This window comes from Burkholderia humptydooensis, from assembly GCF_001513745.1.
Classification (GTDB): domain Bacteria; phylum Pseudomonadota; class Gammaproteobacteria; order Burkholderiales; family Burkholderiaceae; genus Burkholderia; species Burkholderia humptydooensis.
In genome coordinates this window covers 2,176,514-2,202,285 of the sequence record NZ_CP013380.1, presented here as the reverse complement: position 1 = coordinate 2,202,285, position 25,772 = coordinate 2,176,514, and the positions used below count along the sequence as shown (strand labels likewise).

21 protein-coding genes and 2 riboswitches are annotated in these 25,772 nt (G+C 72.0%); of the genes, 11 read left to right on the top strand and 10 right to left on the bottom strand.

Translation table 11 applies throughout. The annotated features are described in order from the left end of the window. Positions 1-13 precede the first annotated feature (13 nt). Both AQ610_RS09975 and AQ610_RS09970 read right to left on the bottom strand, forming a co-directional pair. On the bottom strand, positions 14-451 hold the full coding sequence (locus tag AQ610_RS09975) for a cobalamin biosynthesis protein (RefSeq protein ID WP_006026691.1): 438 nt from the start codon (positions 449-451) through the stop codon (positions 14-16). 409 nt (positions 452-860) lie between these two features. Beyond that, positions 861-1,976: an ISAs1 family transposase gene (locus AQ610_RS09970; RefSeq protein WP_006029871.1), complete on the bottom strand. Its 1,116-nt coding sequence runs from the start codon at positions 1,974-1,976 to the stop codon at positions 861-863. A 148-nt stretch (positions 1,977-2,124) separates the two neighbouring features. Continuing rightward, positions 2,125-2,383, top strand: a riboswitch (cobalamin riboswitch). A 326-nt stretch (positions 2,384-2,709) separates the two neighbouring features. Here AQ610_RS09970 and AQ610_RS09965 point away from each other — a divergent pair. The 6 genes from AQ610_RS09965 (at position 2,710) to AQ610_RS09940 (ending at position 11,787) form a co-directional block, all read left to right on the top strand. Beyond that, complete coding sequence (locus tag AQ610_RS09965) at positions 2,710-3,771, top strand: HoxN/HupN/NixA family nickel/cobalt transporter (protein WP_006026693.1); 1,062 nt, start codon at positions 2,710-2,712, stop codon at positions 3,769-3,771. A gap of 84 nt (positions 3,772-3,855) precedes the next feature. Next, a complete protein-coding gene (gene cobW, locus AQ610_RS09960; RefSeq protein ID WP_006026694.1) occupies positions 3,856-4,929 on the top strand; it encodes a cobalamin biosynthesis protein CobW in 1,074 nt (357 codons plus the stop codon). A gap of 56 nt (positions 4,930-4,985) precedes the next feature. Next, positions 4,986-8,939 carry a cobaltochelatase subunit CobN gene (gene cobN / locus AQ610_RS09955; protein WP_006026695.1) on the top strand — a complete coding sequence of 1,318 codons (3,954 nt, stop codon included), beginning with the start codon at positions 4,986-4,988 and terminating at the stop codon, positions 8,937-8,939. Between the two features lie 158 nt (positions 8,940-9,097). Then, on the top strand, positions 9,098-10,303 hold the full coding sequence (locus AQ610_RS09950; protein ID WP_043282671.1) for a magnesium chelatase ATPase subunit I: 1,206 nt from the start codon (positions 9,098-9,100) through the stop codon (positions 10,301-10,303). A gap of 71 nt (positions 10,304-10,374) precedes the next feature. Beyond that, positions 10,375-10,989: a vWA domain-containing protein gene (locus AQ610_RS09945; protein ID WP_006026697.1), complete on the top strand. Its 615-nt coding sequence runs from the start codon at positions 10,375-10,377 to the stop codon at positions 10,987-10,989. A gap of 111 nt (positions 10,990-11,100) precedes the next feature. Continuing rightward, positions 11,101-11,787, top strand: coding sequence for an alpha/beta hydrolase (locus AQ610_RS09940; RefSeq protein WP_006026698.1), 687 nt, complete (start codon positions 11,101-11,103; stop codon positions 11,785-11,787). Positions 11,788-11,890: 103 nt separating this feature from the next. Here the strand turns inward: AQ610_RS09940 and AQ610_RS09935 are convergent, their stop codons facing one another. Both AQ610_RS09935 and AQ610_RS09930 read right to left on the bottom strand, forming a co-directional pair. Next, the gene (locus AQ610_RS09935) at positions 11,891-12,163 is read right to left on the bottom strand and encodes a hypothetical protein (protein ID WP_009912344.1); all 273 of its coding nucleotides are present in this window, start codon (positions 12,161-12,163) and stop codon (positions 11,891-11,893) included. Between the two features lie 203 nt (positions 12,164-12,366). Further along, positions 12,367-13,728, bottom strand: coding sequence for a T2SS-translocated chitinase (locus AQ610_RS09930; protein ID WP_009912343.1), 1,362 nt, complete (start codon positions 13,726-13,728; stop codon positions 12,367-12,369). Between AQ610_RS09930 and AQ610_RS37900 the strand changes: the two genes are divergently transcribed. After that, positions 13,715-13,843, top strand: a complete 129-nt coding sequence (locus AQ610_RS37900; protein ID WP_009912341.1) for a hypothetical protein — start codon at positions 13,715-13,717, stop codon at positions 13,841-13,843. The two genes, AQ610_RS09930 and AQ610_RS37900, sit on opposite strands and share 14 nt — an antisense overlap. Positions 13,844-13,979: 136 nt before the next feature. Here the strand turns inward: AQ610_RS37900 and cobJ are convergent, their stop codons facing one another. From cobJ to cobG, 4 genes are read right to left on the bottom strand one after another with little or no spacing between them, the layout of a single operon-like run. Continuing rightward, the gene (gene cobJ, locus AQ610_RS09925; RefSeq protein ID WP_043282596.1) at positions 13,980-15,818 is read right to left on the bottom strand and encodes a precorrin-3B C(17)-methyltransferase; all 1,839 of its coding nucleotides are present in this window, start codon (positions 15,816-15,818) and stop codon (positions 13,980-13,982) included. Further along, positions 15,815-16,549 carry a precorrin-2 C(20)-methyltransferase gene (locus AQ610_RS09920; protein ID WP_006026702.1) on the bottom strand — a complete coding sequence of 245 codons (735 nt, stop codon included), beginning with the start codon at positions 16,547-16,549 and terminating at the stop codon, positions 15,815-15,817. The genes cobJ and AQ610_RS09920 overlap by 4 nt, the downstream gene beginning before the upstream one ends. Then, entirely contained in the window at positions 16,546-17,172 is a 627-nt protein-coding gene (locus AQ610_RS09915) for a precorrin-8X methylmutase (RefSeq protein WP_006026703.1), read from the bottom strand. Before AQ610_RS09915 ends, AQ610_RS09920 begins: the two co-directional genes overlap by 4 nt. Further along, positions 17,165-18,604 carry a precorrin-3B synthase gene (gene cobG, locus AQ610_RS09910; RefSeq protein WP_006026704.1) on the bottom strand — a complete coding sequence of 480 codons (1,440 nt, stop codon included), beginning with the start codon at positions 18,602-18,604 and terminating at the stop codon, positions 17,165-17,167. The genes AQ610_RS09915 and cobG overlap by 8 nt, the downstream gene beginning before the upstream one ends. 109 nt (positions 18,605-18,713) lie before the next feature. Next, positions 18,714-18,922: riboswitch (cobalamin riboswitch) on the bottom strand. A gap of 85 nt (positions 18,923-19,007) precedes the next feature. Here cobG and AQ610_RS09905 point away from each other — a divergent pair. From AQ610_RS09905 to cobM, 4 genes are all read left to right on the top strand, one after another. After that, positions 19,008-20,234: a bifunctional cobalt-precorrin-7 (C(5))-methyltransferase/cobalt-precorrin-6B (C(15))-methyltransferase gene (locus AQ610_RS09905; protein WP_006026705.1), complete on the top strand. Its 1,227-nt coding sequence runs from the start codon at positions 19,008-19,010 to the stop codon at positions 20,232-20,234. Then, positions 20,231-21,325: a cobalt-precorrin-5B (C(1))-methyltransferase gene (locus AQ610_RS09900; RefSeq protein ID WP_006026706.1), complete on the top strand. Its 1,095-nt coding sequence runs from the start codon at positions 20,231-20,233 to the stop codon at positions 21,323-21,325. Before AQ610_RS09905 ends, AQ610_RS09900 begins: the two co-directional genes overlap by 4 nt. After that, the gene (locus AQ610_RS09895) at positions 21,322-22,092 is read left to right on the top strand and encodes a cobalt-precorrin-6A reductase (RefSeq protein ID WP_045554848.1); all 771 of its coding nucleotides are present in this window, start codon (positions 21,322-21,324) and stop codon (positions 22,090-22,092) included. The genes AQ610_RS09900 and AQ610_RS09895 overlap by 4 nt, the downstream gene beginning before the upstream one ends. Positions 22,093-22,162: 70 nt before the next feature. After that, on the top strand, positions 22,163-22,888 hold the full coding sequence (gene cobM, locus AQ610_RS09890; protein ID WP_006026708.1) for a precorrin-4 C(11)-methyltransferase: 726 nt from the start codon (positions 22,163-22,165) through the stop codon (positions 22,886-22,888). Positions 22,889-22,925: 37 nt separating this feature from the next. Here cobM and AQ610_RS09885 read toward each other — a convergent pair whose 3' ends face one another. Together AQ610_RS09885 and AQ610_RS09880 are read right to left on the bottom strand one after the other, a co-directional pair. Next, entirely contained in the window at positions 22,926-24,497 is a 1,572-nt protein-coding gene (locus AQ610_RS09885) for a glycoside hydrolase family 10-like protein (RefSeq protein WP_009912322.1), read from the bottom strand. Between the two features lie 99 nt (positions 24,498-24,596). After that, positions 24,597-25,769 carry an MFS transporter gene (locus AQ610_RS09880; RefSeq protein WP_006026710.1) on the bottom strand — a complete coding sequence of 391 codons (1,173 nt, stop codon included), beginning with the start codon at positions 25,767-25,769 and terminating at the stop codon, positions 24,597-24,599. Between the last annotated feature and the right edge of the window lie 3 nt (positions 25,770-25,772).

Sequence of the window (25,772 nt, the reverse complement as noted above, 5' to 3'; positions counted from 1 at the left end):
GGATCGGCGCGCGTCACAGCGGGCCGGCGAGCGCGACCGTCACGCCGTCGAGCGCGAGCTTGCGCACGATGAGCGCGCCGTTCGGCGCGGCGAGCAGCGCGCACGGCTCGCAAACGCCGTCGATGCCGAAGCGCGCGCGCACGGCCGCGGACGGCGGGGCGCTCGCCGCGAGCGACGCGTCGCGGCCGAGGTGCGCAACGTGCGCAAAGTGGGCGAGACGGGCGAGGTGCGCGGCGATCTCGTCGCGCGAGAACGCGGCGAGCGGCCAGCCGTGGCGCGCGCAGCATGCGACGAGGCCGGGCTCGCGCGCTTTCGCGTCGAGCGTCGCGACGACGCCGACATCGGCGAGCGACGCCTCCGGCAAGCGGGCGAGCGCCGCGCGGATCGCCGCCTCGATCGCGTCGGCGGGCCGCCCCGCGCGGCAGCCGATGCCGAGCGCGACGCGCATCATCGGACGGCCGCGCGCGCATCGCGCTCGCGCGGGTTCCGGTGGCGTGAATCGGATCGGATCATGCGGTCTCGGCGATCGACGGCCGGCTTGCCGGCCGGGTGTCGGATCGCATGGGTTGCGTGGATGACGCGCCCGCTTCCGTCCCCGCGGAACCGGGCGTTCGGCGAGCGCGGCTCGCCCCGTGCGTCGGCCGGTATCCGGGCTGAGCGCTTGCCATCCCGCCGCCTTCCCGTCCGTGAAGACAGTGGCGCGTGGGCGGGATGCGCGACGCGCGGCGGGCACCGAACGCGCGCATACGATAGCACAGCGCCGGCGGGGCGGCCCGCCGCACGATCGCGGCGGCGCCTTTTGTTCTCCTTTTTGTTTGCTCTTTTGTCGGCGCTTCAGGGCTTCCGCATGAAGAGGCATGTCAGGCAAGGCCGAGGATGGAGTCACGCATAGCGGTATCCCATGCGGCGAGGTTACGGATGTTCTTCAGGCTCACCTTCTTGGGCTGCCGACTCTGAGCCAGCCGGGCGAGATTGAGTGTGATCTTGCGCAGACTGGCCATGTTGCGGGCGGCCAGGGTGTCGCGGATCAGGCTGGCATCCTCGCCCCACGAGACATCGAGGACCCAGTGCAGTTGGTTTTCGATGCCCCAATGAGCACGGATGATCGGAGCCATCTCAGTTGCTTTCACCGCTTTCGAGCTGATGTAGTAACAGCGCTCGGTCGTCACTTTCTCGCCAATCTGGCGTGTGCGCTCAAGCATCACCAGCCGCTGGAGACCCGCCCAGTGCTGTCCTGTCCCGCTCAGCCACGCCACATCATCGCTGACCCGGCAAACCCGGGTCTCCAGCCGCCCGTGGCCTTTGTCATGTTCGGTGTGCTCCCAGTACGAGCTTTCGAGCTTGCCGTCCTGGGCAGCCGCAAACCACTGGCGCACGCCTTCGGCCAGTCGCGGCTGATTGTCCTTGACCGCCAGAACGTAGTCGGCCCCGGCCTCCACGATCGTGCGTGCGATCTCGTGCTGCGTGCCGATCGCGTCGATCGTTATCGTCGCGCCCTGCAAATCGAGCGCGGCCAGCAATTCCGGGATCGCCGTGATCTCATTGCTCTTATCGGCCGTGCTCACTTGCCCGAGGCTCAAGCCGTTGTTCGAGCACCATGCCGACACCAAATGCAGCGCCGCATGCGTGCCGCTACGGTTGCCGCGCACCGCCTTGCCGTCAATCGCCACATGCTGGCCAGCCAGCGCCGGACACAGTTGCCCGACCCAGTCGATGAAGCAGCGCTCAAACGCTTTCGCACTGAGCGCGCCGAATACCCGCCGGAACGTATCGGGCGACGGCACGCCGTTCTCATACGCCAGATGGCTACGCAGCCAAGCAAGCTGCGTGCGGCCCCACAGTGTCATCGTTTCCCAGTCCTCGACGCCGCATAAAACCGCGCACAGGGCGGCAAACAGGATTTCCTGCAACGGATAACGGCAGGCGCGGCAGCGCGGGTCTCGCAGTTCGGCAAACGCGTCCATGATCGTTGGCATCTCTCGTCCGGCAAAAATCGAGAGTAAACCTGAGACGCCAAATGTTTACAACAACCTTTTCCGCTCTCAGCCTTGATTCATGGGGGCCTTCATGCGGAAGCCCTGGTCGGCGCTTTTGTCCGCCTTGACGCACCGCGCCCGCACGGCCTACACTCGCTCGCGTTTCGGTGCTCGCGTGCGGCTTCTGTCGCACGCAGTCAAACGGGAAACAGGGAGCGTCGCCGCGTCGCGGCTCGCCAACCTGTGCTGCCCCCGCAACGGTAAGCGAAGGCATCGCGCAAGCGGTGCGACGCCGGCTTCTCCGCGTGCCTGACGGCATGCGCGGCCAACCACTGGACGCATCGCGTCCGGGAAGGTGAAGCGGCGTTTTCGTCAGCCCGGATACCGGCCGAGACACGGGGCCCGTTCGCCGGTCGTGCGCATGCGCGGCCGCGGCGGCGAGCGGCCCCGAGGTTCAGCGCCGCGGGGATGCGGCGTATCGTCCACGGCTGCATCGCGCCGCTTGACGCGGCTTGCCTGCTTCATCCCCGTCCGCCGCCGCGCGCTTCGGCGCGCGCCGCGCATGTCGCGAACGCGCATGTCGCAAACGCGCATGTCGCGAACGCGCCGCCGCAGACGCATACCGGCGCGCGGGCGATCGACGCAAGGAAGGAGCGGGGAGCGCGCGCATCGCGCGCGATGCCGCGCGTGTTGGCATTCATCGTGTTTGTCGACCGTTCGCAAAGGGAGCGCCATGCTCAAATCGTTTCTCCGTCTCTTCAACGACAGCCCCGTCGAGTTGCGCAGCAAGATCGTCGGAATCTACGCGATGCTGATCGCGTTCAACGTCGGCGCGTGGGTCTGGGCGTTCGCCGCATTCCACGGCCAGCCGGTGCTGCTCGGCACCGCGCTCCTCGCGTACACGTTCGGGCTGCGCCACGCGGTCGACGCCGACCACATCGCCGCGATCGACAACGTCACGCGCAAGCTGATGCACGAGAAAAAGAACCCGCTCGGCGCGGGGCTCTTCTTCTCGCTCGGGCATTCGAGCGTCGTGCTGCTGATGACGGTCGCCGTCGCGCTGACGGCCGCGACGCTCGCCGAGCGCTTCGAAGGAATGAAGGCGTGGGGCGGCACGATCGGCACGAGCGTATCGGCATTCTTCCTGCTCGTGCTCGCGTTCGCGAACCTGCTGATCCTGATCTCGGTGTACCGCACGTTTCGCGCGGTGCGGCGCGGCGAGCCGCTCGTCGAGCAGGATCTCGACCTCCTGCTCAACCAGCGCGGCTTCTTCGCGCGGATCTTCCGGCCGCTGTTCGCGATCGTGTCGCGTAGCTGGCACCTGTATCCGATCGGCTTCCTGTTCGGCCTCGGCTTCGACACCGCGACCGAGATCGCGCTCTTCGGCATCTCGGCGACGCAGGCGCACGGCGGGCTGTCGTTCTGGTCGGTGATGGCGCTGCCCGTGCTCTTCACCGCGGGCATGACGCTCGTCGACACGACGGACGGCATCATGATGATGGGCGCGTACCGCTGGGCGTTCGTGCGGCCGATCCGCAAGATCTACTACAACATGACGATCACGTTCGTGTCGGTGCTCGTCGCGGTCGTGATCGGCGGCATCGAGGCGCTCGCCCTCATCGGCGGCAAGCTCGCGCTCAAGGGCGGCCTGTGGGACTTCGCAGCGATGGCGGCCGAGCACTTCGGCGTTCTCGGCTACGTCGTGATCGGCCTGTTCGCCGCGAGCTGGATCGTCTCCGCGCTCGTCTACCGGATCAAGCGCTACGACGACATCGACGTGACGATCTCCGCATGAGATCCGCGCGTGAAATTGCCTCGTGAGCCGCGCGCGTTCGCGCACCGCCCCGACACTGACCCGATACCGACCAACGGAACCACCATGCAGATGCGCAAAATCCCCGTGACGATCGTCACGGGCTTTCTCGGCAGCGGCAAGACGACGCTCTTGCGCCACATCCTCCAGCACGCGGGCGGCCAACGGATCGTCGTGATCGTCAACGAGTTCGGCGAGCTCGGCATCGACGGCGAGATCCTGAAGGGCTGCGGCATCGGCTGCGACGAAACCGGCCGCGAAGCCGACGGCCGCCTCTACGAGCTCGCGAACGGGTGCCTGTGCTGCACCGTGCAGGAGGAGTTCTATCCGGTGATGGAAAAGCTCGTCGAGCGCCGCGCGGACATCGATCACGTGCTGATCGAGACGTCCGGCCTCGCGCTGCCGAAGCCGCTCGTGCAGGCGTTCAACTGGCCGTCGATCAGGAACGGCTTCACGGTCGACGCGGTGCTGACCGTGGTCGACGCGCCCGCCGCCGCGCTCGGCCTGTTCGCCGAGAACCCGGTCGCCGTCGACGCGCAGCGCCGCGCCGATCCGAACCTCGATCACGAATCGCCGCTGCACGAGCTGTTCGCCGATCAGTTGTCGTGCGCCGATCTCGTGATCGTCAACAAGACCGATCTGCTCGACGACGCGGCGCTCGCGGCCGTCGAGACGACGATCCGCGACGAAGTTCCGCCGCAGGTGAAGCTCGTGCGCGCGCAGCGCGGCGAGCTCGATCTCGCGACGCTGCTCGGGCTGAATGCCGCGTCCGAGGAGACGATCCATCTGCGGCACGACCACCACGGCTCGGCCGACGATCCCGATCATCACCACGACGAATTCGATTCGGTCGTCGTCGAGGCGCGCGTGAGCTCGCGCGAGGCGGTGCTCGACGCGCTCGCGGCGCTCGTCGAGGCGCACACGGTTTATCGCGTGAAGGGCTTCGCCGCGCTGCCGGGCGCGCCGATGCGGCTCGTCGTGCAGGGCGTCGGCCGGCGCTTCGACAGCTATTTCGACCGCCGCTGGCGCGACGGCGAAGCGGATGCGAGCCGCTTCGTGCTGATCGGCGAGGATCTCGACGCGGCCGCGCTGCAGCGCGCGTTCGACGCGGCGCTCGCCGCGCGCGGGCAGGCCGCGTGACGCGGCGGCGGGCGAAGCGCGGCGCAGCCGGGCGCGATTGAAGCGGGAGTAGAGCGATGCATCTGTTGCGCACCACGCCGGGCGGTTTCGTCGACGATACGGCGGGCGTCGTCCGGATCGACCAGCGGCCGGCCGACATCGTGATCCTGAGCTCGGCCGACACCACGCTGTCGCTGCTCGCGAGCGTCGTGCCGACGCTCGGCGACGGCTTTCCGAGCGTGCGGCTCGCGAACGTGACGTTCCTCAGGCAACCGGCGTCGGTCGATTTCTACGTCGACGACGTGCTGCGGCATGCGCGCGCCGTCGTGATCGACCATCTCGGCGGCGAGACGTACTGGCCGTACGGGATCGAGCAGGCGGTCGCGCTCGCGGACCGCGCCGGGCAAAAGCTCGCGATGTTCTCGGGCGACCTGCAGGAAGATCCGAACCTGATCGCGAAGAGCACCGTCGCGCCCGGGCTGTGTCGGTTGTGGTGGCGCTATCTGCGCGAGGGCGGGCCGGCGAACGCGCAAGCGCTGTTGCGCAGCATCGCGCATCACGCGCTCGGCGTGGGCGGCGAGCCCGAGCCGCCGCGCCCATTGCCCGCCGCCGCGCTCTATCATCCGGGGCTCGCGAGCCCGAGCCTCGACGACTGGCGCGCACGCTGGCGCGAGCATGCGCCGGTGGTCGCGATCCTGTTCTACAAGGCGCACTGGCAGGCCGCGAACACCGCGGTGTTCGACGCGCTCGCCGACGCGCTCGCGCGCGCCGGCCTGAATCCGCTGCCGATCGCGGTAACGTCGCTGAAGGACGCGATGAGCCGCGCGGTCGTCGACGCACTGTGCGCGGAAGCGAACGTGTCGCTCGTGCTGAACACGACCGCGTTCGCCGCGGGCGCGCTCGACGCCGCCGAGCCCGAGGCGCTGGCGGGCGATGCGCCCGTGCTGCAGGTGATCCTGTCGGGCGGCAACCGCGACGCGTGGCTTGCCGATCCGCACGGGCTGAACGCGCGCGACATCGCGATGCACGTCGCGCTGCCCGAGGTCGACGGCCGGATCGTCACGCGCGCGGTGAGCTTCAAGGGGCTTGCGTACCGTTGCCCGCACACCGAGGTCGACGTCGTGCGCTACCAGCCGGACGACGAGCGGATCGCGTTCGTCGCCGAGCTGAGCCGCCGCTGGTGCCGGCTGCGCACGCTCGAGAACGCCCGCAAGCGCGTCGCGCTCGTGCTCGCGAACTATCCGGCGAGCGAAGGGCGGATCGGCAACGGCGTCGGGCTCGACACGCCGGCGTCCGCGCTCGCGGTGCTCGCGATGCTGCGCGACGAAGGCTATCGGATCGACGCGCTCCCGGGCGACGGCGACGCGCTGCTCGCACGGATCACCGAGGGCGTGACGAACGATCCGTCGACGCGCGCGTTGCGCCCGGCGTTCCAGAGCTATCCGCTCGACGATTACCTGCGCCGCTTCGCGCAGTTGCCGGCTGCGGTGCGCGATGCGCTCGACGCGCGCTGGGGGCCGCCCGAAGCGGACCCGACGCTGCGGCAGCGGCGCTTTCCGATCGCCGGCTGGCGCGCGGGCCACGTGTTCGTCGGCGTGCAGCCGTCGCGTTCGCACGGCAACGACGATTACGCGAACTACCACGACGCCGATCTCGTGCCGCCGCACGCGTATCTCGCGTTCTACTTCTGGCTGCGCGACGCGTTTTGCATCGACGCGGTCGTCCACGTCGGCAAGCACGGCAATCTCGAATGGCTGCCGGGCAAGAGCGTCGCGCTGTCCGATGCGTGCTGGCCGGATCTGATCCTCGGGCCGATGCCGCATCTGTATCCGTTCATCGTCAACGATCCGGGCGAGGGCAGCCAGGCGAAGCGGCGCGCGCAGGCAGTGATCGTCGATCACCTGATGCCGCCGCTCACGCGCGCGGAGAACTACGGGCCGCTGCAGGATCTCGAGCGGCAGGTCGACGAATACTACGACGCGCTGATGGTCGACGCGCGCCGTGCGAAGGTGCTGCGCGAGACGATTCTCGCGACCATCGTCGAGCACAAGCTGCACGAGGAATTGAGCATCGCGCCGCCTGCCGGGCGCGACGCGGAGGATGCGCTGCTCACGCGCGTCGACGCGTGGCTCTGCGAGCTGAAGGAGGCGCAGATCCGCGACGGGCTGCACACGTTCGGCAGTTCGCCGCGCGGCCGGCAGCGGCGCGACACGCTCGCGGCGCTCGCGCGCTTTCCGTCGGGCGACGGGCGCGGCGAGCACGCGGGGCTGATCGGCGCGCTCGCGCACGATCTCGCGCTCGGCGAATCGTTCGATCCGCTCGCGTCCGACTGGGCCGCGCCGTGGACGGGGCCGCGGCCCGCCGCGCTGTGCGCGATCGGCGACGAGCCGTGGCGGCACGCGGGCGACACGCGCGAGCGGCTCGAAGGGCTCGCGAGCCGGTTGATCGAGCGGATCAGCGCGGACGGCCGCGATGCGCACGGGCGTGGCGGCAAAGCGCTGCTTTGCGCGCATGCGTCGAGCGCCGCGCACGACCGCGCCACCGAAAGCCTCATCGGCCCAAGCGACGCGTCACGCGACGCCGGGACGCCGAACGACGCGCCGCGCCCGAACACAGCGGACTTCGCAGATCCCGCCTACGTCGCCGCGCACTGGCCGCGCACGCACGCGGTGCTCGAACGCATCGCGCGCGACGTGCTGCCGCGCCTCGACGCATGCGGCGACGAGGAACTGCGTCAACTGCGACGCGGCCTCGAAGGCCGCTTCGTGCCGCCGGGGCCGAGCGGCTCGCCGTCGCGCGGCCGGCCGGACGTGCTGCCGACGGGCCGCAACTTCTACTCGGTCGACACGCGCGCGGTGCCGACGCAGGCCGCGTGGACGATCGGCCTCAAATCGGCGCAGCAACTGATCGAGCGCCACCTGCAGGAGCACGGCGACTACCCGCGCGCGGTCGGCCTGTCGGTGTGGGGGACGGCGACGATGCGCACGGGCGGCGACGACGTCGCGCAGGCGCTCGCGCTCCTCGGCGTGCGGCCGAAGTGGGCGCCCGGCAGCCATCGCGTGACCGATTTCGAGATCCTGCCGATCGAGATCTTCGACCGGCCGCGGATCGACGTGACGCTGCGCGTGTCGGGCTTCTTTCGCGACGCGTTCGCGAACGTGATGCATCTGTTCGATGCGGCCGTGCAGGCGGTCGCCGAGCTTGATGAGCCCGAGCACCTGAACCCGGTGCGCGCGCGCGTGCGGCGCGAGGCCGACGCGCTCGTCGCGCGCGGCATGCCCGCCGACGAGGCGCGCCGGCGCGCCGGCTGGCGCGTGTTCGGCGCGCGCCCGGGCGGATACGGCGCGGGATTGCAGGCGCTGATCGACGGCCGCCGCTGGCAGACCGACGCCGATCTCGCGCACGCGTACCGGAACTGGGGCGGCTACGCGTACGCGCAGAACAGCGCCGGCGAAGCCGCGCACGACGCGTTCGGCGCGCGCCTCGCGATGATCGACGCCGTCGTGCAGAACCAGGACAACCGCGAGCACGACCTCCTCGATTCGAACGACTACTACCAGTTCCAGGGCGGGATGGCGGCCGCGGTGCGCCACGCGTCGGGCCGGCAGCCGGGGCTCTATCACGGCGACCACAGCAATCCGGCCGCGCCACGGATCAACACGCTGCGCGAGGAGATCGCGCGCGTGATCCGCTCGCGGGTCGTCAATCCGAAGTGGATCGACGGCGTGAAGCGGCACGGCTACAAGGGCGCGGCCGAGATCGCCGCGACCGTCGATTACCTGTACGGGTACGACGCGACCGCCCGCGTCGTCGCCGATCACCAGTACGCGCTCGTCGCCGACGCGTACCTGCACGACGCCGACACGCGCGCGTTCCTCGAGCGCTACAATCCGCACGCGCTGCACGGGATCTGCGAGCGGCTCGTCGAGGCGATGCAGCGCGGCCTGTGGCAGGCGCCGGGCGCGCACCGCGACGCGATCGAAGGCTATCTGCTCGCGAGCGAGCAGCGGCTCGAAGGCGGGCGGCGATGAGCGGCGGGGCGATCGACAGCGGGAGTGTCGCGCGCGGCGCGAACGGCATGAACGACGTTGCAAGCGCGGCGCGCGTCGCGAAACGCGCGGTCGAGCCGACCGTCGCGCCCGGCATATCCGATGCATCCGGCGCAACCGTCACCATCACGGGAACTCAGGTGAACCAAACGAACGAAGCCGGCGCGGCTGCGGCCGCCGCCTCCGACGACCGCGCACTGCCGGCCGTCTATCCGTTTTCCGCGCTGATCGGCCAGGCTGCGCTGCAGCAGGCGCTGCTGCTCGTCGCCGTCGATCCGGGGCTGGGCGGCGTGCTCGTCAGCGGCCCGCGCGGCACCGCGAAGTCGACCGCCGCGCGCGCGCTCGCCGAGCTGCTGCCCGAAGGGCGCTTCGTCACGCTGCCGCTGTCGGCGACCGATGAGCAGGTCACGGGCTCGCTCGACCTCGCGAGCGCGCTTGCCGACAACGCGGTGCGCTTCTCGCCCGGCCTCATCGCGCGCGCGCATCTCGGCGTGCTGTACGTCGACGAGATCAATCTGCTGCCGGACGCGCTCGTCGACGCGCTGCTCGACGCGGCCGCGAGCGGCGTCAACACGGTCGAGCGCGACGGCGTCTCGCACAGCCACGCGGCGCGCTTCGCGCTCGTCGGCACGATGAACCCGGAAGAGGGCGAGCTGCGGCCGCAACTGCTCGATCGCTTCGGGCTGATGGTCGAGCTCGCGAACTGCTACGACGCGGCGACGCGGCAGCGGATCGTCAAGGCGCGGCTCGCGTTCGATCTCGATCCGCACGGCTTTCGCGCGCAGTACCGCGACGCGCAGGCAGCGCTCGCCGCGAAAATCCGTGCGGCGCGTGCAGCGCTGCCAGCGCTTGCGTTCGACGACGCCGCGCACGCGCGCGTCGCCGAGCTGTGCATCGACGCGGCCGTCGACGGCTTGCGCGGCGACCTCGTGATGCTGCGCGCCGCGCGGGCGCTCGCGGCGCTCGACGGGGCGGCGAGCGTCGATGTGGCGCACGTCGGGCGCGTCGCCGCCGACGTGCTGCGCCATCGGCGCACGCGGCCCGAGTCTCGGTCTGAATCGTGGCCCGAATCGAAGCCCGAAGCGGCGACGGATGCCGCCGAGCGCGAAACCGCGACCGATCCGGCGCATCGCGATGCGCCGCCGCGCGATGCAGGCGGCGCGCGGCTGGCCGACGCGGCCGGATCGGCGCGTGATCGGGGGGCTGCGCCGTCCGATGCGGACCGACAAGCGGCGGGCGAGCGCCGCGCAGCCGCCGACGACAGCGACTGGGGCTATCTGCCGCCCGAGCCGGTGGGCATCGCGTCCGTCAAAGGCGTGATCCCGCTGCCGCTAAAAAAACGCTGAGCCATCGGACGGATGCCGCCGCTGTCGCCGCGCACGCGCCGGACAGCGGGCTTCGATGGCTCGAACGAGGCATGCGCCGCGACGATGCGCGAGGCCGCCCCGGCACGCGCATCGCATGGCGCGCGACGCTCGCGGCGAAGCGTGGCGAGGCGCTGCGCGCCGACCATCTGCGCTATCGGCCGCAGGCCGGCTCGCCGGGCGCGCTGCATTGCTTCGTGCTCGACTGCTCGGCGTCGATGCTGACGGCCGAGCGGCTTGCGCGTGCGAAGGGGCTCGTCGTCGCGCTGTTCGATTCGCTCGCGCGCGAGCGCGCCGACGCGGCGCTCGTCTGCTTCGGCGGCGGCTCGGCCGACGTGCGCTTCGGGCCGGCCGTGCCGCGCTGGTGGAACGAGCGCTGGCTCGCGCCCGTCGGCGGAGGCGGCGGCACGCCGCTCGCGCAGGGCATCGGCGTTGCGACGCGGCTGCTCGCGCGCGCCGCGCGCCGCCGCCCGCGGCAGCAGCGCTGGCTGTGGCTGCTGTCGGACGGGCGAACGGCCGAATCGCCGGCGCGGCCGGCGCTCGCCGACCGGGTCGTCATCGTCGACTTCGACGACGCGGCCGTGAGGCTCGGCCGCTGCGAGCGGCTCGCGCAGGCGTGGGGCGCGACGTTCGTCGCGCCCCACGCGCTCGCGCGCGGGAGCGTGTGACGGAACGGCGGGACTCGGCTGCCCATTGCACGCGCCGCGCGCCGATCGCCATCTCGATATGCGATCATCGACGCACTGTCCCCGATCCATCCCATCCCACGGAGCCTCAGCATGCTCGACGACCCGCCGACGATCGAAATCGAAACCGGCCCCCATCCCGCGTTCGCGGTGATCCTGATGCACGGCCTCGGCGCCGACGCGAACGACTTCGTGCCGCTCGTCCCCGAGCTGCGGATCGCGAACGGCCCGGCCGTGCGCTTCGTGTTCCCGAACGCGCCCGAGATCGCAGTCACCGCGAACAACGGCTATGTGATGCGCGCGTGGTACGACATCCTGTCGTTCGAAGGCGTGAACCGGCAAGTCGACGAAGCGGGGATCGACGCGTCGTGCGCGACCGTGCGGCGCCTGATCGCAGAGCAGAACCGGCGCGGCATCCCGACGTCGCGGATCTTCGTCGCGGGCTTCTCGCAGGGCGGCGCGATGACGTACTCGGCGGGCCTCACGCATCCGGATGCGCTCGCGGGCCTGATCGTGCTGTCGGGCTACGTGCCGTCGCCGCGCTTCATCGACGAGCGGCTCGCCGACGCGAATCGCACGACGCCGATCTTCGCCGCGCACGGCACCGACGACGACATCCTGCCGATCCGTCTCGGCGAGGTCGCCCGCGATTTCGCGCGCGAGAAGGGCGCAAGCGTCGACTGGCACGCGTACCCGATGCCGCATTCGGTGTGCATCGAGGAACTCGACGCGCTGCGCCAGTGGCTGCACGCGCGGATCGCGGCGCTTCAGACGGCATGATCACGCCCGTTCGGGGCCGCCGCCCGCGCGCAAGTGCGCTTGCGCGATGCCCTCGAACGCGTGCGCCGCGGACGGCGTGCGCGTCGCGTATGTCACGCACGCATCAAGGATGCGAATAGAAGCTATCGCTCCGCACGCTGCGCGCGCGGCGGTGCGTCCGATGATGCTTGCTCCGGTGCACGGGATGCCGATGCGGTTTCGCCTGACGCGTGCGCGCCTGCGCGGGCGCGGAAGCCGGCTGTGACGTGACGCCCGTCGGCGTCGTGCCGCCTTCGTCGAAATGGTAGGTCTGCTTTTGAGCCTGCGCGACGGATGCGACGAGTGCGACAGCCAGCGCGAGGCAGGAGAGGGTGACGCGTGACAGGAAGCGTTTCATGGCGGCTCCGGAAGGATCGGTGCGCTCAGGATACTGCAGCCGCGCGGCGTTGCTCCATCGTCCGATCGTCATATTGCAGCCGCGCCGACATCCGATCCGCCGGCGCGGCTCGCATCGCGATCCACGCGGGAGAGGCCCGCCCGCGGCCGGTCCCGCCGCGACAGCCGGCTACTGCGCGCCGGCGCGCGGCCCGGCCGGCGCGCTCACGCTCTCGCCCACGGCCCGCCCGCGGTCGGCACGTCGCCCTGCGTCCACCATTTCGCGCAATACTTCGCGCCCTGATACATCACGCACGCGCCGCCCGGATACGCGGCCGTCGACGACCACGCCGGCACGTTGCCGCCGACGGGCTTCCACACCGCCGCCTGCCCCGGAATGTCGCCCTGCGTCCACCATTGCGCCTGGTAGGTCGTGCCCTGGTACGTGACCGTCGCGCCCGCCGTGTAGACCTGCGTCGCCGACCACGGCGCGCCCGGCTGCGGCGTGCCGCCGCCGTCCGAGCCGCCGCCGTAGTTCGGGTCCTGCGTGACGCCCGAGCCCCAGTGGCCGCCCAGTTGCTTGAAGACCGACGAAAACGCATACGGCTGCTGCGCGACGCCCGAGCAGATCGGCGACGCGTATTGCGAGCCGCCGTCGCACGCCTTGTCGCGCGTGATCGACCAGATGCCGACGACGCCGTAGCCGTTGTTCGCAGCCGTCGTCTGCACGCTCTGCGCGTTCGCGAGCGTGAAGACCTCGCCCGCCACATCGTTGACGCCGATCATCGGCGTCACGCCGACGAGCTGCTTGAGCTGCGCGTCGGTCTGCGGCTTGCCCACCGACTTGTAGGCGGTGTCGAGCTGCGAGTAGAGGCCCTGCGCGGCGCTGATCGCGGCCGCGCCCATGTCGATGCCGGACGGGCCGTAATCCATCGTCATGATGTTCACCGCGTCGAGCGTCACGCTGTTCGCGAGCGCCGCGTTCAGCACGTTCAGGCCGTCCTGCACGAGGCCCGTGGGCATCGCCGGCAGCGTCAGCGTCACGTGCAGCGGCTTGCCTTTCGCCGCGTAGTCGGCCTGCAGTTGCGCGACCGCCTGGAAGTTGCGCGCGACGGCGGCCGAATCCTGCTGCGACGCGCCTTCGATGTCGAAATCGACGTGCGTGAGGCTGTACGTGTCGATCACGGTCTGGTACGCGCCCTTCAGCGCGGCGACGCTCGCGCACGCCTGCATCAGCGGCTGGCCGGCCGCGCCGCCGAACGACACCGCGACGTCGCCGCCTTTCGCGCGATAGGCCGCGACCGATGTCGCGATCTTGTCGAGCAGATCGCCCGTCGCGCCGTTGCCGATCGGCTGCACGCCGCCCCATGACGGCACGCACTGGTTGCCGCCCGACACGACGAACGCGAGCATGAATTGCTGGATGCCTTGCTGCACGCCGATCTGGTCGACGAGCGGCGTCGGATAGAGCGTCACGTCGACGTAGGGCGCGTAGACGCCCGCCGCCTGCGACGCGCCCGCCGCCGCGAACAGACAGCCCGCCGCGATCGCGCGCGGGACGATGCGGGACAACATGCTGAAGTTCATTGTTCTCTCCATGTTGATGGGTGGATATGCTGGCCTGCATATCGCCGTCGCGTCGCCGCGCTCGATGGGCGGTCGGCGCTTCGGCTTGCACATCATGGAGGAATCCACCGCATGATGGAATCGTTAGTCATTCTTTTTATTATTCGGATTCAAGGTTTGACGGACGACTTGATTTGATATCCGAAACGATTGGGCGTATTGGATTCACGGGTGAGATCGCGGCGCGTGCCGGGCGTCGCTGCGCCGCGGCGTCAGCGATACCAGCGCGGCGTGTACACCCAGTCGCGCGCGCCGTCGCGCACGATGCGCCGCGTCGTCGACGAGCCGACGATCACCATCGTGCGCATGTCGACCTGCTGCGCGGACAGCGCGGCGAGCGTCGTCGTCGCGAGCGTCGCGCCGGGGCGGCCGATGTCGCGGCCGAGCACGACGACCGTGTCCGGCGCGCGATGCCGGCGCACGATGTCGAGCGCGCGATCGAACTGCACGGGCCGCGCGCGCGACACCGGGTTGTAGAACGCGAGCGCGAAATCGGCGGCCGCCGCGTGGTCGATGCGCTTTTCGATGATCGCCCACGGCTTCAGGTTGTCCGACAGCGAGATGAGGCAGAAGTCGTGGCCGAGCGGCGCGCCGGCTTCGGCCGCCGTCGCGAGCGCGGCCGACACGCCGGGCACGACGTCGAGCTCGACGGCTGCCCAGCGCGCGTCGCCGGCGCCGTCGAGCGCTTCGAGCACGGCCGCCGCCATCGCGAATACGCCGGGGTCGCCCGACGATACGACCGCGACGCGCCGGCCCTGCGCGGCGAGCTCGAACGCGTGGCGCGCGCGCTGCAGTTCCTCGCGGTTGTCGGAGATGTGCAATTGCTGGTCCGCGCGGAACGGGCCCGCCATGTTCACGTAGGTCGCGTAGCCGACGATGTCGGTCGCGTCGGCAAGCGCCGCGCGCGCGGCGGGCGTCATCAGGTCCGCGCGGCCGGGGCCGAGGCCGAGCACCGTCAGGCGGCCGCGCGCTGCGCCGAGCGCATCGGCGTCGACGGGCGCGCCGGCGATGGCGATGGCGATGTGGCGCGGCGTCGGCGACGGCTCCGCATCGGCGCGCGGCGCATCGGCGCGGCGCGCGAGCGTGGCGGGCAGCGCGGCATCGAGCACGCCCGAGGCGTCGTGCGCGTTCGTCTCGATGAAACGCAACGGCACGCGCAGCGCGCGCGCCGCATCGGTCAGCGCGCGATCGGCGATGCGTCGCGCCGGCGCGACGACGGCCGCGAGCGCGAGCGTCGCGAGATCGTGCGCGGCGAGCGTCGCGACGATGCGCGCGGCGAGCGGCGGCAAGCCGGGCGATGCGGCGTTCGCGTTCGCCGCCGCGTTTGCAGGGGTGGATGCGAGTGCATCGTGATCCGAAGCGTTGCTCGCAACGTCGCCGATGCCGTTGGCGTCGCCATCGCCATCGCCGTCACCGAGCGCGACGACGACGCTACGCGGATGAATCAGCAATTCGCGCGCGTCGCCGCGCGACGCATGCGGCGTGACGCGGATCGCGTGCGGCGCGTGCGCGTCGCGCGGCAGCGCGACGTCGTCGAGCCACCGTGCGTCGCCTTCGATGCGCGTGCTTTCGCCCGCGAGCAGATCGGACACGAAGCGCTTGCCCGCGTCGAGATCGGCGAGCGCGTAGCCTTCGGGCGGATTCAGCATGCACGCGCCGAAGCGCAGCTCGCCGCTCGTCGTGATCGCGGCGGCGACGCCGAGCGCGTCGGCGATCTCGCGCGCGAGCACGTTCGCGCCCGCGAGGCCGCCCAACAGCGGCACGACCGCGCTGCCGTCCTCGGCCACGGCGAGCACGGGCGGCTCCGCGCCCTTGTCGGCGAGACACGGCGCGACGCAGCGGATCGCGATGCCGGCCGCGAACAGCGCGACGATCGGCGCGCCGCGCGCATACAGCTCGCGCAGGTGCGCGCCGAGCTCGGAAAACGCCACGTCGGCGTCGGCGCGCCCCGCGAGCGCGTGCACCTGCGCGCCGTCGAATCGCGCCTGGAGCCGGCGCGCGGTCGCGAGCGCGCCCGGCCCGAGTATCACGATCGCGGGCGCGATAGTCATCCTTGCCATTTTTCCCCCGGCACGACGAGCAGCGAAAAATACGGCGACGCCATTGGATCGACGTCCGCGAGCGGCACGATCCGCTGCGCGGCCATCGTCGCGCGCTCGACGTACAGCGCGCGCCGCGCGAGCCCGAGCTCGTCGAGCACGCGGCGCACCTTGTCGAAGTTGCGCCCGAGCTTCATCACGACGGCCGCATCGGCGCTCGCGAGACGCTCGCGCAACTCGTCCTCGGGCAGCACGCCGGAGAGCACCGAGAGGCTCTGGTTCCGGTAGACGAGCGGCACGCCGAGCACCGCCGCGCCGCCCAGCATCGAGCACACGCCCGGCACGACCTGGGCGTCGTAGCGCGGCGCGAGCCGGTCGTGCAGGTACATGTACGAGCCGTAGAAGAACGGATCGCCTTCGCAGATCACCGCGACGTCGCGGCCCGCGTCGAGGTGCGCGGCGACGAGCGCGGCCGCCGTGTCGTAGAAATCGGCGATCACGGTTTCGTAGCACAGGGGCGGCGGCAGTGCCTCGGTCGTCACCGGGTAGACGAGCGGCAGGTGCGTCTGCGCGTCGCCCAGGTGCGCCTCGACGATGCTGAACGCGTTGCCTTTCTTGCCCTTCGCGACGAAGTACGCGACGACGGGCGCGGCCTGCAGCATCCGCAGCGCCTTGATCGTCAGCAGCTCGGGGTCGCCCGGCCCGACGCCGAGCCCGTAGAGGCGCCCAGTCCTGCGCGTCATTCGGCCTCCGAAGCGAGCGCGTTGACGGCGGCGGCGACCATCGCGCTGCCGCCGCGGCGGCCCGCGACCGCGACGAACGGCACGCCGCGGCTGTCGGCCGCGAGGAGCGCCTTCGATTCGGCCGCGCCGACGAAGCCGACCGGAAAGCCGAGGATGAGGGCGGGGCGGGGCGCGCCCGCGTCGATCATGTCGAGCAGATGGAAGAGCGCGGTCGGCGCGTTGCCGATCGCGACGACGCTGCCCGCGAGATGCGCGCGCCACAGTTCGAGCGCGGCCGCCGAGCGCGTGTTGCCGATCTCGCGCGCGAGCCGCGGCACGTCCGGATCGCCGAGCGTGCAGATTACCGGGTTGTTCGCGGGCAGCCGCGCGCGCGTGACTCCTTCGGCGACCATCCGCGCGTCGCAGAGGATCGGCGCGCCGGCCGCGAGCGCCGCGCGGCCCGCTTCGCCCGCGCCGTCGGAAAACCGCAGGTCGCGGACGACGTCGACCATGCCGCACGCGTGGATCACGCGCACCGCGAGTTTTTCGAGGTCGGGCGGCACGCCCGTCAGATCGGCTTCCGCGCGGATCGTCGCGAACGATTCGCGATAGATCGCGCCGCCGTCGCGAAGGTAGTCAAGCATCGAGGTCATCCTGAGTGGGCCGTGCGCCGAGCGCGAGCGCGGCGGCGGCCTGGTCGATCGTCAATTGGCGCGCGATGGCGCGGCCGAAGCCCGTCGCGCCGTCGCGCCGATAGAGGTCGTAGCGGCCCGCCGCGCTCGCGACGAGCGTGTGCGCGGCCGCATGCGGCAACGCGCACGAGCGCGCGCAGCCCGTGACGTGCACGTCGACGGGGGCGGCGAGGCGCGCGGCGAGCGCGAGCGCGTCGGCTTTCGTGTCGGCGGGCGCGCGCGCGCAGCCTGCCGAGCCCGCGCACGCGACGACGTGCGCGAGCGGAGCGGCCGCGTCGCACACGAAGCCGAGCGCGGCGAGGCGCGCGAGCGCGTCGGGCGCGGCCGCGCGCGCGACGGCGGGCAGCATCACGCCTTGCCACGGCGTGATGCGCAGCGTGCCGTCGCCGTGCGTGTCGGCAAGCGCCGCGAGCGCCGCGAGCGCGTTCGCGTCGAGCCGGCCGAGCGGCGGCTGCGCGCCGACGACGCAGCGCGCCGGGTCCCGTTCGGGCTGGATGCCGAAACGCAGCGCCGTGTCGACGCGCGCGCGCCGCCAGCCGGCGAGATCCGCGCGGCGCCGCAGCGCGAACGGCGGCTTCGATTCGGACAGCTTCGATTCGGCATGCGAAAGGAACGCGTCGGGCGCGCACGTCGCGAGCAGGTCGCGCATGCGCGTCGCGCCCGGCGGCGCGAGCTCGACGAAGCTCGTCACGAGCGCGCGCACGCACTCGACCGCGTGCGCCGGCGCGATGGCCGCGAGCGCGCCGGTAAACGTTGCGCCCGGTGCGACGCGCTCGCCGTCGACGGGCGGGCAGCCGGCGAGCCCGACCGCGAGCAGCATGTCCCCGCGCGCGTCGCGCAGCGCGGACAGCCAGATGTCGTGCGGGTGGTCGAGCGCGGCGAGCCGTTCGCCGCCGTCGAGCAGCACCGAGAATTTCGGCGACAGCGCGGCGCAGCGCGGCTCGGTCTGCAGCATCGCGAGGAGGCGGGCGGCGAGCGCGGCGCTGTCGACGAGCGCATCGGGGTCGCGCCCGGCCGTCGGGCTCAGCATCACGTTGCGCACGTCGTCGCGCGCGGCGACGCATGTGTCGGGCGGCGCCGCGGGCAGGCCGTCCGTCAGCGGCCCGAGCCCCGCGTCGATCAGCGCGCGGCTCACGCAAGCCTCGCTGCCGGCCCGCACGCCGCGCAATTGCAGGTTCGCGCGATTGGTCGCCTCGATCACGCCCGAGCCGAACGCGCGCGCGACGGCCGCCACCGCGCGCGCCTGCGCGGCGGCAAGCGCGCCGCCCGGCAGCTTGATCCGGCACAGGCCGCCGTCGCGCGCGGCGACGATGCGCACGAGTCCCGGACACGCGCTCGCGGCGCGCGCGGCGTCGGATGAAAAAACAGCGGTGCAAGGATTCAACAGCGCTCCGGATCAAGCGTCGCGCGGCGGCCCGAGGCGGCCGTTCCCGCGCGGCAAGCGCGCGAGCGGCGGGCTACGGCATCGGTACACCCCGCCCGATGAAGGCTGGCACGAACGAAACGTCCCGGCAGGTCTCCTGGCTGGCAGGTCGTCATCCGCAGCGGGCCTTCCCGGCGGCCGCGAAAAGGGCGGCCTGGCCAGTGGCGTGGATCGGATGCGGACTCGCTGCTCACAGTTGCGGGGGCAGCCGCAGCGGCGCGGCGCGCCCTGCGTTCCCTCTTGGGCCCCGTGGGGCGCCGGTCGACGGACGCTGTATTATGCCTTTTTTCGCGACGCCCGAGCGCGCGATGCGCGAGGCGGGCGACGCTTTCAGGATCGACAGGAACACGATGGAGCACGACGGATGAGCGCGTGGCTGACGGTGGTGGGCATCGGCGACGACGGATACGCGGGGCTCGGCAGGCCGGCGCGGCGCGCGCTCGCCGACGCGGCGGTGGTGATGGGCGGCGAGCGGCATCTCGCGATGCTGCCGGCGCGGCACGGCGCCGAGCGCGCGCCGTGGCCGAAGCCGTTCGATCTCGCGCCGCTCTTCGCGCGGGCTCCGGCGCGCGTGTGCGTGCTTGCGAGCGGCGATCCGATGCTGTTCGGCGTCGGCGCGACGCTCGCGCGCACGCTCGCGCCGCACGAGTGGCGCGTGCTGCCCGCGCCGTCGTCGCTGTCGCTCGCGGCCGCGCGCACCGGCTGGGCGCTGCAGGATGTCGACACGGTGTCGCTCGTCGGCCGGCCGCTCGCGTCTTTGCATCGGCATCTGTATCCGGGCCGGCGGCTGTTCGTGCTGAGCGCGGACGGCGCGACGCCCGCCGCGATGGCCGGCGCGCTCGCCGCGCGCGGCTTCGGGCCGAGCGCGATGACAGTGTTCGAGCATCTCGGCGGCCCGCTCGAACGGCGCATCGACGCGCGCGCCGACGCGTGGGGTGATGCGCGGGCGGCCGCGCTCAACGTCGTCGCGATCGAATGCCGCGCGTGCGGCGCCGCGCCGCGCCTGGCGCTCACGCCCGGCTTGCCGGACGACGCGTACCGCCACGACGGCCAACTGACGAAGCGCGATCTGCGCGCGCTCGCGCTCGCGCGGCTCGCGCCCGCGCCGGGCGAATTGCTGTGGGACGTCGGCGCGGGCTCCGGGTCGATCGGCATCGAATGGATGCGCGCGCATCCGAGCTGCCGGACGATCGCGATCGAAGCGCATCCGGACCGGCAGCGCTTCATCGAGCACAACCGCGACGCGCTCGGCGTGCCGGCGCTCGAACTCGTCGCCGGCCGCGCGCCCGACGCGCTCGCGGGCCTTGCCGCCCCAGACGCGGTGTTCGTCGGCGGCGGCGTGAGCCGCGACGGCGTGCTCGACGCGTGCTGGGGGGGCCTGAAGCCGGGCGGCCGCTTCGTCGCGCATGCGGTGACGCTGCAGGGCGAGGCGGCGCTCGTCGCATGGCGCGAGCGGCACGGCGGCACGCTCGCGCGCGTGTCGGTCGCGCACGCGCAGCCGCTCGGCGGCTTCGACGCCTGGCGGCAGGCGCTGCCCGTCACGCTGTACGACGCGCGCAAGCCGCGCGGCGCGCAGCCGGAGCACGGATGATGCGCGACGAAACCCCCGAGCAGCCGCGGCCGCTGCGCTTCGGCTACACGACGGGCAGTTGCGCGACCGCGACGTCGCTCGCGGCCGCGCGCCTGCTGCTGACGGGCCGCGCGAGCGACATGGCCGACATCGTGCTGCCGAAGGGGCAGCACGTCGCGATGCGTCTCGCGTTCTGCCGCGCGACGGACGCCGGCGGCGCGGAGGCGGGCACGATCAAGGACGCGGGCGACGACCCGGACGTGACGCACGGCGCGCTCGTGTTCGCGCGCGTGCGGCTCGTTCACGAGCCGGGCGTGCGCTTTCGCGCGGGGCCGGGCGTCGGCACGGTCACGCGCGCGGGGCTCGCGATTCCCGTCGGCGAACCCGCGATCAACCCGGTGCCGCGCCGGATGATGAGCGAGCATCTCGCGGCGCTCGCGGCCGAGCACGGCTATGCGGGCGGCTTCGACGTCGCGATCGGCGTCGAGAACGGCGAGGCGCTCGCGCAGAAGACGATGAATCCGCGCCTCGGCATCGTCGGCGGATTGTCGATCCTCGGCACGACGGGCATCGTGCGGCCGTTCTCGTGCTCCGCGTATATCGCGTCGATTCACCAGGGCATCGACGTCGCGCGCGCGAACGGCGTCACGCACATCGCCGCGTGCACGGGCAATGCGAGCGAGGACGCGGTGCGCGCGCGCTACGGCCTGCCCGACATCGCACTGATCGAGATGGGCGACTTCGCGGGCGCGGTGCTCAAGTACCTGCGCCGCGCGAGCGTCGCGCGGCTCACGCTGTGCGGCGGCTTCGGCAAGCTGAGCAAGCTCGCGGCGGGCCATCTCGATCTGCACAGCCGCCATTCGAGCATCGACTTGCCGCTGCTTGCCCAATGGGCGGGCGAAGCGGGCGCGAGCACGGTGCTGCAGCACGAGATCCGCGCGGCGAACACGAGCCAGCAGGCGTTGGCGCTCGCGCTCGCGCATCACGTGCCGCTCGGCGACGTCGTCTGCGCGCACGCGCGCCGCGTCGCGCGCGACATCGTGCCGGACGAGGTCGACGTCGAGGCGCTCGCGATCGACCGCGAGGGCCGCATCGTCGGCGTCGCGCGATGAGCGCGCGCCGCGTGTTGCTGCTCGGCGGCACGGGTGACGCGCTGCGCGTCGCGCGCACGCTCGCGCCGCACGACGTGTACAGCCTCGCCGGCCTCGGCAAGGTGCCCGACGATCTCGCGTGCGACGTGCGAGTCGGCGGCTTCGGCGGCGCCGACGGGCTCGCGCGCCATCTGCGCGAGCACGCGGTCGCGCTCGTTATCGACGCGACCCATCCGTTCGCCGCGCGGATCAGCGCGAACGCGGCCGCCGCGTGCCGCGCGGCGGGCGTGCCGTATTGGGCGCTGCGCCGCGCGCCGTGGCGGCCGCGGCCGGGCGACGACTGGCGCGGCGTCGCGGACTGGGCGGGCGTTCTCGCCGCGATCGCGCCGTTCGCGCGGCCGCTTTTCACGCTCGGGCGCGAGCCGCTCGCGCATCTCGACGACATTGCGCCGCATCAGCACTGGCTCGTGCGCTGCCTCGACGCGCACGCAGGCAACGCGCGCGCGCACGTGCTCGCCGCGCGCGGGCCGTTCTCGGTCGAAGGCGAGCGCGCGCTCTTCGCGACGGCTGCAATCGACGTCGTCGTCAGCAAGAACAGCGGCGGCGCGGCGACGGAGGCGAAGCTCGACGTCGCGCGCGAGCGGCGCTTGCCGGTTGTGATGGTCGAGCGGCCGGCGCTGCCGGATGCGGATCGCGAATTCGGCGATATCGCGGCGCTCGTCGACGCGCTGCGCGCGTTTCGTGCGGTTCGTGCGTTTCGTCCGTTTCGCGCCTTTCGCACGCCGTGACGGGCCGCGCGCGAGCGCGCGTCGGCGAATCCTCGAATCGAATCATCGAACGAATGACGGAGTATTTTGAATGACGGTGTACTTCATCGGCGCGGGTCCGGGCGACCCCGAGCTGATCACGGTGAAGGGCCAGCGCCTCGTGCGCAGTTGCCCGGTGATCCTGTACGCGGGCTCGCTCGTGCCGGCCGCGGTGCTCGGCGGGCATCGCGCCGAACTCGTCGTGAACACGGCGGAGCTCGATCTCGACGCAATCGTCGCGCTGCTCGCGCAGGCGCACGGAAAAGGGCAGGACGTCGCGCGCGTGCATTCCGGCGATCCTTCGCTGTACGGCGCGATCGGCGAGCAGATCCGCCGGCTCGCCGCGCTCGGGATTCCTTACGAGATCGTGCCGGGCGTGACAGCGGCGGCCGCGTGCGCGGCGGCGCTCGGCGTCGAGCTGACGCTGCCGGGCGTCGCGCAGACCGTGATCCTCACGCGCTACGCGGGCAAGACGGCGATGCCCGAAGGCGAATCGCTCGCGAGCCTCGCCGCGCACCGCGCGACGCTCGCGATCCATCTCGGCGTGCGGCATCTCGCGCGGATCGTCGACGACGTGCTGCCGCACTACGGCGCCGATTGCCCGATCGCCGTGATCTATCGAGCGAGCTGGCCGGACGAGGCGCGCGTGACGGGCACGCTCGCCGATATCGTCGGCAAGGTCGCGGGCGCGCGGATCGAGCGCACCGCGCTGATCCTGATCGGGCGCGTGCTCGACGCCGAGGGCTTCGACGAATCGACGCTCTACGCGAAGGCGTGAAGGCCGGGGCGCGTGGCGCGGATGCGCGGTCGGATCGTCAATACGGCTTCGCCGCGGGCATCACGACGTGGGCCGGCTCGCTCTCGTTCCAAAGACGATCGAGCGCCGTGACCGCGTAGCGGTAGCCGCGATCCGCGCGCGCGGTGATGTCGACGAATTCGGTTCCCCGAACCGTTGCGAGCAGATGGCGTGCATCGTGGTTGCCGCACATGTCCTGCCGCCCAAGCTCGTGACGATAGACCGCGTATGACGCCGTCGCCTTCGAGCGCGGCTTCCATCGCAGCCGCACGCCGTCGGGCGGGCGTTGCGCGCGCAGGTCCTTCACGGGCGGCGGCGCCGCTCCGTCGAGCGCGGGCATCGCCGGCACGAGCGCCGGCCGCGAATACCAGGTGCGATTGACGAGCGTCGTCGCGCCGAGCCGGTCCGCGCGCACGTCCTTCGCGGAGAAGTAGACGTCGCCCTTCACCTCGGGCGCCGTGCGATTGAACGCCAGGTGGTTGCTCAACTCGGCCGGATCGGACCAGCCCGGCGATTGATTCGACGTGCCGACCTTGTACGCCGCCTGCCCGATATACAGGTGCACGTCGCGGCCGCGCGCCTCGTTCGCCCACCACGACACGACCTTGTCATAGTCGGCAGGCGCGAAGCCGCGCGCCCAGTACGCCTGCGGCACGACGTAGTCGATCCAGCGCTCGCGCAGCCAGCGGCGCGTGTCCGCGTACAGATCGTCGTAGGTCTGCACCGAAGCCGACGTCTGCGAGCCCTGCGGATCGGTGGCCGCGTTGCGCCAGACCGCGAACGGCGAGATCCCGAACTTCACCCACGGCTTCGCGGCCTTGATGCGCCGCGCGAGCGACTCGACGAGACGATCGACGTTGTCGCGCCGCCAGTCGGCGTGCGTCGCGAAGCCCGCGCCGTATTGCGCGTATGCCGACGCATCGTCGAACGCCGCGCCCGCGACCGGGTACGGATAGAAGTAATCGTCGAGATGCACGGCGTCGATGTCGTAGCGGCCGACCGCGTCCATGATCGCATCGACGACGAACGCGCGCGCGGCCGGCACGCCCGGGTTGTAATACAGCTTGCCGCCGTAGCGGACGATCCAGTCCGGATGCAGGCGCGCCGGATGCGTGGCGGCGAGCGCGTCGATCCGGTCGTCCATCGCGACGCGATACGGATTGAACCACGCGTGCAGTTCGAGATTGCGCCGATGCGCCTCGGCGACGGCGAACGCGAGCGGATCGTAGCCCGGGTCGCCGCCTTGCGTGCCCGTCAGATACTTCGACCACGGCTCGAACGGCGACGGCCAGAAGGCGTCCGCGGTCGGTCGAACCTGCAGGATCACCGCGTTGCGGTTCATCCGCACCGCGTCGTCGAGCCACGCGCCCAGCTCGGCCTGCTGGTCCGCGACCGATAGGCCCGGGCGCGACGGCCAGTCGATGTTGGTCACCGATGCGATCCACGTGCCTCGGAACTGGCGCTTGGGCATCGTCTCGTCCGGTCGGCACGCGACTTCAGGCTCGGGCGCGGCGTCCGGCGCAGCGGCGCACGCGCCGGTCGACAGCACGAGCGCGGCTGTGGCGAGGTGACGGAATCGAGTCGACAGCATGGGCAGGTCCTTGGGCCGGATCAGCGTGTTGAGACGAGGAGATCCAGTAGGGACCGTCACGCCCGGAGCGAGTTCCGGAGCGGGCGGGACGGGGGCCGTTCACGCGCCGCTTCGCGCGGCGGCGAGCCGCGGCGGCGCGAAGCGTGCGGCCATCGCGGCCATCACGACGCACACCGCGGCCATGAAGCCCCAGGCCGGCGACAGATCGTCGACGTTCTGCCGGATCACGCCGGCGACGAACGGAAACAGGCCCGCGATCAGATAGCCGATGCCCTGGACGAAGCCGGTGAGCGCGCCGGCTTCGGTCGCGCTTGTCGCGTGGTCGAGCGTGACGATCAGCGACAGCGGAAACAGCGCGCCGATCCCGAGGCCGAGCAGCAGCGACGCGGGCAGCGCGGAGCCGAGCGGCGCGGCGATCAGCGCGATCAGGCCGACGAACAGCGACGCGATCGCCGCGAAGAGCGCGGGGCGGCGGTCCGGCAGCCGGTCGATGAACGCCGACACGGCGAGCCCCGCGACGACCTCGGCGAGCGTCACGCCGCCGAGCAGGCCGCCCGCCGCTTCGGGCGACCAGCCGAGCGACATGTAATAGGGCGGCAGCCACGCGAGCACGAGCGTATAGGCGCCCGTGCCGAGGCCGAAGAACGCAGCGAGCAGCCAGGCACGCGCGCCGTGCGTGCGGCGCGCGGCGGGGCGCGCTCGCGCGTCGCGGGCTGTCGCGCGGGTCGCGAGCGGCCACAGCAGCGCGGCCGCGACGGCGGGCAGCGCCCAGCCGGCGAGCGCGGAGGTCCATCCGATCGCGTGCGCGGCGAACGGCGTCGCGACGCTCGCGAATACGGCGCCGCCCATGATCGACGTCGAATAGAAGCCCATCACGCTGCCCGCGCGCGCGGCGAATTCCGCCTTGATGAACCCGGGCAACAGCGCCTGCACGGCCGCGATGCCGAGCCCCGCGCACAGCGCGGACGCGAGCAGCGCGGCGGGCGCGCGCGCCGCGCCGCGCGCCGCGCACGCGAGCCCGATCAGCGCGACGCCGAGCCAGACGCCCGCGCGCACGCCGGCGCGGCGCGCGAGCCACGGCGCGGCGAGCGCGCCCGCGCCCATCAGCAGGACCGGCACGGTCGTCAGCAGGCTCGCGGCGCTGTCGGACAAGCCGCTCGCGCGCTGGATCGTGTCGAGAAGCGGCCCGACCGATGCGAGCGCCGGCCGCAGGTTGAGGCCGACGAGTATGATGGCGGCGAGCCGCCATGCGGGAGAAAGGAGTCTGTGCATGAG